14 protein-coding genes are annotated in these 12,791 nt (G+C 25.2%); 11 read left to right on the forward strand and 3 right to left on the reverse strand.

The features are described 5' to 3' along the window. The 7 genes from AACK91_RS00005 to AACK91_RS00035 form a co-directional block, all read left to right on the forward strand. Window positions 1-263, forward strand: a 263-nt coding sequence (locus AACK91_RS00005; protein WP_338963198.1) for a hypothetical protein, incomplete at its 5' end; no start/stop codon positions are given. Then, window positions 256-1,716: a PBSX family phage terminase large subunit gene (locus tag AACK91_RS00010; RefSeq protein WP_338963201.1), complete on the forward strand. Its 1,461-nt coding sequence runs from the start codon at window positions 256-258 to the stop codon at window positions 1,714-1,716. The genes AACK91_RS00005 and AACK91_RS00010, both read left to right, overlap by 8 nt. Continuing rightward, entirely contained in the window at window positions 1,716-1,994 is a 279-nt protein-coding gene (locus tag AACK91_RS00015) for a hypothetical protein (protein ID WP_338963203.1), read from the forward strand. The genes AACK91_RS00010 and AACK91_RS00015 overlap by 1 nt, the downstream gene beginning before the upstream one ends. Continuing rightward, complete coding sequence (locus AACK91_RS00020) at window positions 1,987-3,378, forward strand: hypothetical protein (RefSeq protein ID WP_338963205.1); 1,392 nt, start codon at window positions 1,987-1,989, stop codon at window positions 3,376-3,378. Before AACK91_RS00015 ends, AACK91_RS00020 begins: the two co-directional genes overlap by 8 nt. Window positions 3,379-3,381: 3 nt before the next feature. After that, window positions 3,382-4,905 (forward strand): hypothetical protein, encoded by a 1,524-nt coding sequence (locus AACK91_RS00025; RefSeq protein ID WP_338963207.1) that lies wholly within the window; start codon window positions 3,382-3,384, stop codon window positions 4,903-4,905. A gap of 9 nt (window positions 4,906-4,914) precedes the next feature. After that, window positions 4,915-5,304, forward strand: a complete 390-nt coding sequence (locus AACK91_RS00030; protein WP_338963209.1) for a hypothetical protein — start codon at window positions 4,915-4,917, stop codon at window positions 5,302-5,304. Then, on the forward strand, window positions 5,283-6,617 hold the full coding sequence (locus AACK91_RS00035) for a hypothetical protein (RefSeq protein ID WP_338963211.1): 1,335 nt from the start codon (window positions 5,283-5,285) through the stop codon (window positions 6,615-6,617). Before AACK91_RS00030 ends, AACK91_RS00035 begins: the two co-directional genes overlap by 22 nt. Before the next feature lie 36 nt (window positions 6,618-6,653). On the opposite strand, the gene AACK91_RS00040 is transcribed toward AACK91_RS00035, so the two are convergent. From AACK91_RS00040 to AACK91_RS00050, 3 genes are all read right to left on the reverse strand, one after another. Further along, complete coding sequence (locus tag AACK91_RS00040) at window positions 6,654-7,175, reverse strand: lipoprotein (protein ID WP_338963213.1); 522 nt, start codon at window positions 7,173-7,175, stop codon at window positions 6,654-6,656. 98 nt (window positions 7,176-7,273) lie between these two features. Continuing rightward, window positions 7,274-8,038: a lipoprotein gene (locus AACK91_RS00045; RefSeq protein WP_338963215.1), complete on the reverse strand. Its 765-nt coding sequence runs from the start codon at window positions 8,036-8,038 to the stop codon at window positions 7,274-7,276. 18 nt (window positions 8,039-8,056) lie between these two features. Then, the gene (locus tag AACK91_RS00050) at window positions 8,057-8,512 is read right to left on the reverse strand and encodes a hypothetical protein (RefSeq protein ID WP_338963217.1); all 456 of its coding nucleotides are present in this window, start codon (window positions 8,510-8,512) and stop codon (window positions 8,057-8,059) included. Between the two features lie 312 nt (window positions 8,513-8,824). On the opposite strand from AACK91_RS00050, the gene AACK91_RS00055 reads away from it, so the two are divergent. The 4 genes from AACK91_RS00055 to AACK91_RS00070 are packed head-to-tail and all read left to right on the forward strand — an operon-like array spanning window position 8,825 to window position 12,782. After that, a complete protein-coding gene (locus AACK91_RS00055) occupies window positions 8,825-9,286 on the forward strand; it encodes a hypothetical protein (protein WP_338963219.1) in 462 nt (153 codons plus the stop codon). Between the two features lie 15 nt (window positions 9,287-9,301). Then, entirely contained in the window at window positions 9,302-10,666 is a 1,365-nt protein-coding gene (locus tag AACK91_RS00060; RefSeq protein WP_338963221.1) for a hypothetical protein, read from the forward strand. A gap of 6 nt (window positions 10,667-10,672) precedes the next feature. Next, window positions 10,673-11,611 carry a hypothetical protein gene (locus tag AACK91_RS00065; protein WP_338963223.1) on the forward strand — a complete coding sequence of 313 codons (939 nt, stop codon included), beginning with the start codon at window positions 10,673-10,675 and terminating at the stop codon, window positions 11,609-11,611. Beyond that, a complete protein-coding gene (locus tag AACK91_RS00070; RefSeq protein WP_338963225.1) occupies window positions 11,601-12,782 on the forward strand; it encodes a hypothetical protein in 1,182 nt (393 codons plus the stop codon). The genes AACK91_RS00065 and AACK91_RS00070 overlap by 11 nt, the downstream gene beginning before the upstream one ends. The last annotated feature ends 9 nt before the right edge of the window (window positions 12,783-12,791 follow it).

The raw sequence follows: 12,791 nt of genomic DNA on the forward strand, positions 1-12,791 counted from the left end.
GAAAGCACGAAACTTACAAGAGCGAAAAGATAGTTCCTTTACTTGAAAAACAAGTTGATAGAATTGAAAGTGAAATAATTAACTTTATGATGAAATCACCTGATGGTGCTAAATTATATTGACAACGAGCATTTAATTATAAATATTCACTGCAAGAAAAACAGTTAGAACAAGAATTAAACTTAAATAATCAACAACCAATAATTGTTAATTTACAAACGGATATTAGAGATATTAAAAAAGAAAGTGATAATAATGCTTAATCATTTTACTTATTTGTTAGAAACTCCTTATTGATTATTACAAAATAGTAGTATTGGTAATAAATATCCCTTTGCTAAAAAATATGAATTAGTTAATGAAATTAATCAAATTGGAACACGATATAGTGGTAAGACTATTTCAAATATTAAAATGTTTGGTGAATTATTAAAAATTAGTTTATTAATTAAAGAACCAATTTGTATCATTGCTAGTATGTATTGAAGTAAGGATTTAAAAGATAGTGTATTTCAAAATATCTGAAATATGTTAGATGAAAATCATATTCCTTATACTATTAACTTATCAAATTTTACTTTTACTTTATCAAATGGTAGCAAAATATATTGTAAAGGTTTACATTCACCAAGCCGGAAAGAAAAATTAAAAGCTTTTGCTGATTTGAATAAATATAAATTAGTAATTGATTGAAGAGAAGAATGTGACCAATTTCAACAAAAAGATTTAAGTGATTTAGAATTTGCTATTCGTGGGTATCAAAATAAAATAACAATTAATACATGTAACCCTGAAAGTTTAAAAAGATATATTGTTGGTTATTGTAATGAATTAATGCCTTTTAATGAAGAAATAATGCGTAGTAAATATGAACAAATTAATTATATCGAAAAATGAAATATGAAAATTATTATTCATTATTCTAGTTGAAGACTTAATTATGAATTACCACAAAATAAAGTTAATGAACAATTAAGATTAGAACAATTAGATATTGAAAGAGCAAGAGTATGGAGTTGAGGATTGCCTGGTAATACTAGTGGTTCAATTTTTGCAAGATATATTGATATTATGCAAGCAACAGATATTATTCAACCAACTAAATTATTAGGTGGTGTTGACTTAGCAAACTCTACTAGCCCCAAAGGGCATACAACAGCAGCGAGTTTTTGAATATATAATTCATTTGATAAAAAAGCCTATAAAGTAGCAGAATATGCACACTCAAATGCTACGCAACAATTTAAAGGACCATTAGAACAAGTTAAAGATATTTTAGAGTTTTACAACAATCAATTAAACCAATACTTTAATTTAATACAACAAGGAATATCAATTAATGTTGATGACAGTGCTTATGCAACATTAGAAAGTTTAAACCGAGAGAAATATAATTATACTTTTGGTCAATACATAAATTTTAAACCAGCACAAAAGCAGAAGTTTAAAATAAAACATCGTATTGAGGCATTTACAATGTTAATAAATACTAATCAATTAAAATGATTATGAGAAAAATGTCCTGTAAGTAAAACCCAATATGAATTAATTCAATGAGAAGATAAGCCCGATGCAAGAGAAGAACGAATGTTAGATTTATATGATGACACATTTGATAGTGATTTTTATGCTTTACACTTTGAATTAGTACCAATGGTTAAACATAATAGTTCAGCAGATTATAAATTATGACAACAAAGGGAGTGAATAACTTAATGAAAAAAGATATTTATGTAATACACGATGAAAGAGTAATTAATGCAAAAAGACCATATATGTCTGTTTGTGGACAAGTTAAAAAAAGACTTTGTCAAGAATTAAATAAAGATAATATCGCAATATGTAAATTAAATTTATATAACGAATATATTAAGAAATATCAAAAAGTTAAAGTATGTGTACAAGTTTTAGCAAATGAACCTAGTTTATTAACAGTAAATATTATTAATTATGCACTTATTTTAAAATTAAAGGAGCAAAATAACAATGAATAATACTTTTCCTAGTTTACCAAACTTAAATGATATTAATAGTGTTTTAAAATTTTATAATTATGATTGAACTATTAATTTAGCCAATATTATTGCTCGCCATCAAATGCGATTAGTTAATGGTAAAGATATTTTATTTAAGTCTCATCGTAAAGACATTTTAGAAAAATTAAATTGATGATATGAAACTTATAAAATAAAAGAAAAATTAGATAAAAATGAATTAACAGCAAGTTTAATGGGTAAAACTATCTTTGGTTTATTAGAGACTAATGACGGCAATATTGATTTATGAATTAACCCTTTTAACTTTACATCTCGTGTAAGTAAAATAAACGAAATTGAACAAGGTGCTGATATTTGATTAAATTATCATCAATCAGATAGTGGTTTTATTTTAAATTTAATTTGTACCAAAGATAAAATAGTTATAAAAGGTTGACCTAAAAATAATGAAGTAGTTGTTGGACAAAGTAAAACACAAATTAAAGATGATGTTAAACCTGTTTTAGTACAAGAATTTAAAAATAAATTAGGCATAGTTCCTTTTTGAGAAATGATTAATGAACCTAACCCCTTATTTTTATCTACATCAACTACATTAAACCTATGACCTACAATGGCAAATTGTTATAAATTACAATTTGATTTAGAAGATAGTTTTAATATTAAATCAAAAGAAAGATGAGCAAATCGTACTCATTGATATGGAATATTAGATGATGATTTAATGACTGCTTATAACAAAGGTAATAAAAAAGTATTACAAGATGCTTTTGATGATATTTTTATTCAATCAGGTCAATCAGCCGTAGATGGTCAATTATCTCAATCTTTACAAGTAGTACAAGGAACACCAACCTTAGAAACATATACGGAAGACCAAAAAGCAATTATTGAACAAGTATATTTAGCATGTCATTTTTCTAGTCCTTTTGGTGATAAATCAGATAATGACCAAAATAAAACACAATCTTTATTAACTAAAACCAAAGATTTAGAAAAACAAGCATATTTACAAGCATATCGTAAGCAATATTATACAAAAGTGTTTGATACCGTTTTAAAATATTACGGTTTATGAGATGGTACTGGTGAAAGACCTTATGGTTTTGATTTTGTTAGTGCTAGTTTAGTAGATCAAATGCGACAAAATGAATTAATTACTGCTAGATTAGATAATGGCACAATGGAACCAATAAGAGCAATTACTGAATATGAAAATATTGATGAATTAGAAGCAGCAAAATATTTAGAAAAAATAGAAGCATGACAAGATAAAATGCAAGCCAAAGAAATAGAACATAATAATAAATTAATGGAATATGATGAAACTGGTAATAATCAAAATGCCTTACAAGGTAGAACAGAAATTAAGGAGAATTAAAAAATGAGTAGAATTAACCCAGGGGTTATCGAAGAATTACGAAGACAAGCCCATGATACTTTAATAGATATTAGAGAAAACATAAAAGACAATCGCCATTGAATGGTATTTCCTTTTAATGTTTATAGTTCATATATTCCTGATACTGAAACAGGTTGAAAACCTAATAATGCTAAACCAAGTGATTATGGTAGTTATTCACGCATATTTGATAATATGGAAAGTACTATTGCACAATGACAAGATAGTTTAAAAATAGTCCAAAAATATAAAGGTGAAGAAATTAATATTTTAACAGTTGATGATTTTAATAAACAACCAGTTAATTCAACAATATGAGCAAATAATGAAACACCTTTTGCTATAAAATTAAAAGATGAAAATAATAATATTTATTGAAAATTAATTGATGGTGAAAATATTTATGATATTAATAGAATGCTGGCATACTTAAATCAATATAAATTAAGTTATTTTATTAATAATGATAATAAAGCCGATAATTTTTATACAAAAGAAGTTAAGGTTGGTAAATATTGAGATGCTTATATGATTGATGATAGAAGTTCAATTCAATTTGGTGAGGCTAAATTTGAACAAGTATTTACTCAACAATCAACTGAAAGACAATATACTTTATTAATTTTAGATGAAGATGTAAATAAATTAAATATTAATGATTATTATAATTTTTATACTGTATTTAATGATCGTGGTTTAAATATTGGTGGTGGTGATATTAATTCTGCACCACAAGATAGACAATGATTATATCCATCAAATGTTATTAATTATTATTCACCTTATGATGGTAGTTTTTTATGACAAGAAATTACCTTTTCAAGTATTAATGACAAAATTAGTAATAGTGGTTTATCAGTAAGACAATTTATTCAGACCAGCGCCCCGGGCGAGGGTTATTGTTTTCCTAAAATAACTTATAATGAAAAAACAAATACATACACTATTGAATTAGATGAAGTTTTATTAAAAGACCCAGGGGTTAGAGCAATGGCAGTTAAATTTTATGGTAATCCTATCTTTTTTGATATGCCAGTAATTGGGCGACCAATTATTAAAGGTCAATTTAATAAAAAAGTAATGAATTCAAGAGACTTATTAATGTATAACATGTATCCTGCACCACCTGATAAAATAAATACTTATGCATCACCTGAAGTAAGTTGATATAACATTCAAGGGATTCAACCAACTATGATAACTGGTTATGAAGATTGAAAAAAAGATATGGAAAGTAGATATGACTTTTGAAATCAAAAAAATAGTGAAGGAATTGTAATAACTGATAAAGCAAGTTCAACTGCAACAAATCCTAGTGTTGGAACAACTATTCATAAAGAAAATAATGACTCTAAATTTTATTGGTCTAAAAATTGAATGATTACTCCACCAGATAAAATAAAAGTAAATAATGAAGATGTTAATAATATAATTAGTACCCAAGCCTCATCATATTTTAGAAGAAAAGATGAATTTGGTAATACTGTTGGTCAAGTTCAAATTTAATATAATAAAATGGGTTCTTGTAATGTTTGAGATATTTTAAATATGAATAATTTTATTAATCGCCAAATTACAGTATTACCTTTAAACTATACGCAAAAATTAGTTTTTAACCCTTTTACGATACCGGGTGGAGTTGGTAAATTCTTAAACTTTATTTCATTTGGTATTCCATGAGGGTGAGTAATTAACCAAGATGAAAAAACTTGACCTAATTTTCAATGACTTAATGGTTTTATGAGTGCTAATATATTTATAGTTTTTATAATGATGCCTTTTGGTCTGAAAAATCAAAAGGTAAAGGTTATTTACCATTTGAAATATTTAGAGAACAAGGAAATGATAAAGTTGGTGCTATTTTTGGAGCAAATGCTACTAGTTTGGGTTTTACTACTTTATTAACAGACAAATTAAAAGGTACAGTTTTAACTAAAGATGGTAAAAAAACAAGTGAATTAGTTTATTCAACATATAATTTAAAACAATTAAATGAAAAAACTAACCGAGTTTATTTAATTAATGAACAAACCAAAGCAGTAGATGCCCAAACACCAGTAAGTAATAGTGAGTTAGATAATGATTTAGAATTCTTACAAACACCAGATGGTACAAATTGTAGTTATATAATTGATATGTTTTCAATTCAAGCATTATATAAAGGTAATTTTGAAATTATCTTTTATGCTGATAACCCATATACTAATAATGAAGAAGATTATTTACGCTTATCAGTATGAAGTTTTCGTGGTAAAACAAAAAGTGTGTTAAATAATTATTTACGTGATATGACAACTAATTATAAAACTAGTTTCTTATTACCACATGACTATGAAATACCGACATTTAATTATCCTGAGTATGTATTACCCCCAGTTCCATACAACTATAAAACTTATACAAAAGATATTATGCCTTCCGATGTAGTACTACCATTATTAACAAAAATTACTGCGCAACCACAATGTAAAATAACTGATACTCAAATAGCAACTATGTTTATGGTTAATATATTTGATGATACAGAAGAATATACAGGTTATTATGAAACTGAAATTGATTTAAAACAAATTGACCCAACAATTCAAAGTATAAGTAAATTCCAAGATGCTTATAAAACTATTGAAATAAGTAATCTAAGTAATTTACAAGTTGAATGTGGATTACCAAATATAGAAAATTTTATTCCTAATAGAAATATTAATATATTTGGCGGAACTGATGATTGTAGCAATAATTTATTTTCATTAAAAAATATAACTTTAAAAAACATTGGTTTATCACAAACTGATAAAATTAATTTTGATAATACAATAAGTTTATATACTGATAATATAAAAATAAATGATACCAAAACAATATATACTACTGCTTATACTAATGGGTTACCTTTTAAAGGGTATTCCACCATATATGAAACATCAACTATTAATAGTGTAAAATTTTTATTACAAACAACATTTTTACCTAAATATGGAGTTAATAATAAAATCAGGGAAACATATTTACAGGCGTATTATACAAATAATATGAAATTAAAAATTAGATTTACAAAAGTAATATTGCCACTTTTACAGTTTTATTATATGGATGCTTATAGAAAACCAAAATATTTTGGTAATGATAAAGATATTACATTAGATATTAATAATCCAAATGTATTGGGTATTAGAAATAATAGTAATAGTGCTGTTAAAATTACATTTAAACCAAGATAAAAATAAAAAAGAGATTTTTAAAAATCTCTTTTTATATTATTCTTTAACTTTTACATTACCATCTTCATCAATATTTAAATTAGGTAATTTATGTTCTTCACCACTTCAACGATAAACTGATTTAAAATAAGTGCCATTATCTTCTAATCAATAGTAATAAAAAGCTGGTTTAAAAACAACTAAATCATATGGAAAAATTGATATACTTTCACTTACCCCCCTTTTTCCTATTTTTAAACTTATATTATTTTCAATATATTTAGTATTATGTAAGTAATCAGAATGCTTAAATTTAACAATTTTTCATTTATCATTTTTGTCACCACGCCATACGACATAATATCATTTATTATCAACCTCATTAAATGGTTTTTCTTGTGGTGCTATTCATTCTAAATTGTTTTTAATAGTTTCATTTGTTGTATTTATTTGGTTTTCTTTTTTTAATTGTTCTAATTGCTCTTTTGTATATTCTTGTGGTTTATTACAAGCAACTAAACTTGTTGTACTTGTTCCAATTAATGATATTGTACCTATTATACTTAATATTTTTTTCATATTTATTTCTCCTATTTTTTGAAAAATTTGTTAATTTAATTAAAAATAGAAATAAATAATTTATTTCTATTTATTTTTATAAATCTAATTTTTTATTTTTATGAACATTCAGCAGCTGCAGCGCCGGCAGCTCCACTAATTGCACCTACTGCTGCTCCAGAAGCAGCTCCACCAAAAATAGTTCCAAAAAATCCAACTATACCTCCAAAAATAGCACCAGCTATAGTACCAATACCTGGAATAACACTTCCTGCAAGAGCCCCTGCAACTGCTGAAGAAGCTCCAACAGTTACGGCTGAAGGAGATGATGTAATCGCACCTCCAACTGCTCCACCAACAGCACCATTTATAGCTGCTTTTGATACTTCAGAATTACAATTATTTTTTTTTCGAATAATTTCACCTATTTTATTTTTATTTACATTACTTGTACCTAATTTTAATGCTAAGGCCATTGTTTTATTAGTAACTCACTGTATTTCAGATTGAGTTGCTTGTTCTGATTTAATATTATTTCATCATTGTTGATTACGTTCTTGTGCCAGTTGATTTACTCATTGTGTTAAACCCTGTTGTCATTCATTTTTTGAATTATTAAATGATTGTTGAGCTTGTAAGAAACGTTGTTGAGCTTGACTAAAGGCTGTATGATTTTGATTTCTTTGAAAATCTTCACCCGCTCTTTGATATGCTAGTTCAGCATTACGTCATTGTTGTGCAATTTGAATTCATTGAACTTCGCCTCATCTTTTATTACGTTTTAATACTTTTTCTTCTGATTGATATGGTGCAGCAGCAATTACAGTTGGTATAGCACTACTTGTGATTGTAACTGCTCCTAAAATACTTATTAATTTTTTCATATTTATAACCTTCTTTCTTTAATTAAGATAAATACTATTATTTGGACTTTCACTATCTCAATATACAATAGTATTTGTTTTAATAATAATTGATTGTTCTTGTTTTAAATTTTTTCAAATTTCATGAAATTGAGAAAAATGTTCTCAAATGAAATTTGCCATTATTTTTATATCTTCTTTATTTATAGAACCGCCAGCTCCGCTATGATCTGATTTTGGTAAATTAGATATTAATACCATAGTTTGACTTAAAAAATCTGCTTTGCTATCTGGTTCAAATTGATAAATAATTTTAAAAGCAGTATCTGATGATAATTTTAATTTTAATTCATCATGCTCTAAAAATTTATATCATTTTTCAAATACGTCATTACTTTTTTGTTCATGATTTTGATAAGGACTAGCGGCAATTGTTGTTGGTACAGCAGTTCCACTAATTGTTAATACACTTAATAAACTTAGTAATTTTTTCATTACTTGTATTTCTCCTTTTCTTAATCTTGAAACTTTTTATCAAGATCTACTTTCAGTATATATATATATATATATATATGCAATCAAAATTAACTAATTATTTAAAATTTTATCTTGTTAAATACCTCTTATTACGCGTTTTAAGGTCTAAATTAGCAAACAAAGATATTAAGTTTAGATTTATATATACAAAATATATTGTATTTATAAACTATTGGTATATAATTAAATTACGTTTTAATCTTTTTCCATAAAAAAGAGTTTATGCTGACTTGTTAATCGAACAAGAATAAAAAAAGAGGAGTTTATAAAATGGCACTTACAAAAGAACAATTAATAGAACAAGGTTTAAGTGAAGAGATTGCAGAAAATATCTTAAATCAGTTTAATAATGAAGCAAAGCAAATTAGAGAAAGTGTGCAAAAACGCGAAGATGTTATATCCAAAGAAGACTTTATTAAATTATCTAATGAATTAGATGAATTAAAAGCTTTTAAAGATGTTCCATCGACTAAAATTGAAGATATTAAAATTAATTTAGAAAAAGTTAGTGGTAGTTCTTTATCTGAAAAAATGCAAACTTTAAAAGAATTAAAACCTGATTTGTTTGTTGAAGAACAACCATCAGTTTCACCAACTAATTTTATTAAAGATATGATTGAAAAATCGGTTGAAAATAAAAATGATGAAATTGAAACTATTAAAGAAAAAGGAGCATATACTCCAGAAGAAATTAAAAAATTAACTGATTATACACTTAAAAACCTTAGATAATAAGGGAGTGAAATTATGGCAACAATTAATTTGCCACAAGTACCTTTTACATTACAAGGTAACACAACAGGTCAAAAAGCCTATGTTGATATGGTTAATGCTTTATTGCGTGGACCTTTATATAATGAATATGCAAGTATTATGCAGTATGCTACTGCAACCGCAGAACAAGTTGCTTGATTACCTAATGCAGGACAAGCACTATATAATTTAACTCATCGTGTGGTATGACAAGATGATTATTCATTACCAAATGGTGGGGCAACTCAAACAATGGGATTAACAAGAATTCCAGTTCCGATTGATAAGAGATTTAATTTAAAATTAATGAATGAGGCTTTTGACTTAGCATTAATAGAACAAAATATTAAAAATGGTGTTATTGCTGATGCTATTTCTAGTGTTGTACAAAATAAATTTGTTAATTTAGAATGTGAATTAATTCAGGCTATTTATGATTATTGTTTAGCAGATGGTCAATATGAAGTAATTCCATTTCGTAGTTATACAGCAGAAAATGCTGATGATGCAAATAAGGCATTCTTTACATTAAATGAAACTTTGATTGAATTAACAAATCAAATTAGTAATTTATATTTTGGATTGCCAACTGATAAAATGTTTATGGTTTTAGGTCGTAGAGCCTATTTAGGATTAACACCTGCGTATTTAAAAGTGATTGGTTCACAAGCCCAATTAAAAGCAATGGTTAATGGTGAATTATATGAAAATACCGCAATGGGTATTCCTGTATCTAAAAGTTTTCATTTAGAAAAAACATATACAAAAGGACAAGTTAACCGTGATAAAGGTTATAATTTTACTAATGTAAATGGTTTAATTATTAATAAACAAGTATGAGCTTATCCAATTAATATGGATACTATTCAACAAGTTTTAGATAATGATACTGCTAACCCTAAATGAATTGGTAAAGTACAATATGCAACACCAACAATTTTATATCCAAAAACATGTAAAATTATTTTAGAAAAAGCGCCAACCCAAGATGAAATTAATACTGCTAAAAGTAATCTTAATAAAACATTTAGAGTTCCTGTTGATTATGTAATTCCATCATCAAATAAAATTGATATTAGTGGGATTAATAAATTAGATAAACCAACTATTCATGTTGACGATCCAACTCAAACAACAGCAGAACAATTAAAACCACAATTTAAAGATGTTGTTTTAAAATCAGTAAAAGCGGTAAATAATTTTTTAACAGAAAATGATTATGATTACTTTATTGAAGCTAAGGGTGAAGATTGACCAATTAATATTAAAAATGACAAAACTGTTGAAGTTCAAATTGAAGGTAAAAACAATGCTACTGGTCAAACAAACCCCATTGATGTTGTAATTAAAAATTCTTAATAAACAATGAATTTACTAATATTACGCGTTTTAACTTTATTAGTATCTAATTTAGAAAATAAACCTTTAATAAGTAAATTTGTAAATTTAATTAATAGAGTTAATCAAGTTCAAAATAAAATATTAAAACCAATTAATTATATTACTGATAAATATAATAAAATTACAAGTAAAGTTGAAGATATTTATCAATGATTAAATCCTTTTACTTATTTAGATTTAATTAAAAAAGGTCATAAAAAAGAAATACAACAAATATTAAGTCAATTAGAAAAAGATAATAATATTCAAAATAGAGAACAATTTAAAAATGAAAATTATCTAAATACTAATTGACAGCCTTTAAATAGTAGTTGACTTGATAGTGGTATGTTTAATATTACAAATAAGTTAACTTTAACAGGTAATTTAACTATTTTAATATATACAAAAACAGCAAAACATCCAAAATTTTATGGTCCATATGTTTATCCTAGTGTTCCAGTTGAAATATGAAAATTATTAAGTAATGCTGTTTCTAATGCAGGGACTTTATTTTGGCGTTATTGATTAAGAAAATGATTACCTAGTCATTTAAGAAATTATATTAAAAAACGATTACCACAAGCATTAAAAGAAAAATATCCCAAAGGAACTACTAAATTAACATTACCAACAGTTCAAAAATTACAACAAATTAAAAAGTTTATTAATAATTTAAAGATTGGACATTTTAATTTTAATTTTGCTGGTGAAATTAATAATAAAAAATGATATCGAGAACGCCGAAGTGATGTTAAAAATATTAAGAATTTATATAAAACACCAGTTAAAAATAAATTTTATCAGGTTAATAAATCTATTAAAGCAATTAATAAAACCAAAAGAAAGGTTAATAGTTATAAACCAAATAATTTAAAAAATAAATATCGTAATCAATTAAGGGGTGTTTTATATGGAAAATAATTTAAGTAATTTGTTATTTATAACAGTTGAAGATGTTAAAGCAAGTAAACTTTGACAACCTATTAATGATCGTAAACAATCTGCTTATAATGATAATTTAATTTATAATGCTATTTTAAAAACTAGTTTATGAATGGATAGATTATCAGGTGGAACAATTTCAGATAAAATTAATAAAAAAGATTTGTTTCCTTGAGTAAAAAAAGATAATACTGGTTTAATTGAATATGATAAATGATTAAGTTATATTCAATCTGCTTGTTTATTAGCAGTTATAAATTGATATTTACCAAAAGGAGTTAATGATTTAACTGGTAGTGCTTCATTTTCACAAGGTGGAGTTGCTTATTCACAAACTAATGACCCAGAAGCAAATGAAAATATTACTCGTGATGTTAAAAATGCTTTAAAATTAGCAGGTGAAATTATTGATATTATATCTAGTAAAACAGTATCTAGACCTTATAATTATAGTTTAGATAATTATGCTCATCCATGAGAAGAAGAATATAAGCATATTAGTAAAAAAACTTTTTATCCAACATTATTATTTTGATTAAAAGAACGATTACAAACTGATAATTCAATAAATATTACTTATCCTACTATTAATGATTTTTCTAAAATTGATTATAATGAGTATATTAAATTAATAGTTCCCTTTGATAATAATACGATTTATTATGAAAATAATGTCTGAAAAGCAAAACAAAGTAGTGGTACTGATATAAAAATTGATAATAAAACTATCATTAAAAATGATAATGATGAGATTGAAGTTTCAGATTTAAAACAAGATAAATTAATAAGTGGTACAAATATTAAAACTATTAATGGTAATTCATTATTGGGGAATGGTGATATATCTATTAATACTGGTAATGATTGAGAATTAATTAATTATCCAGAAGCAAACGAAAAATTAACATTTAAAATTCCAGATTATGATTTAACAAAATATTTTTATAAAATATCAATTTCAATAACAGATTATGCATCTGCTAATAAATTTATAACATATTATTTTGAAACAATATCACAAAAATCAATATTTTCATTTTTAGCAGATAATTCTTATAAAAGAATAACAATTAAGCAAGATGGCTCAATTTCAAATGATACAAATAATATTGTTATTAAAGATTTAACAATTAAAAGAAAATTAATTTAGAAAGGATTT

The organism is Spiroplasma endosymbiont of Sarcophaga carnaria, assembly GCF_964019595.1.
GTDB classification, from domain to species: Bacteria; Bacillota_I; Bacilli_A; order Mycoplasmatales; family Mycoplasmataceae; genus Spiroplasma; species Spiroplasma poulsonii.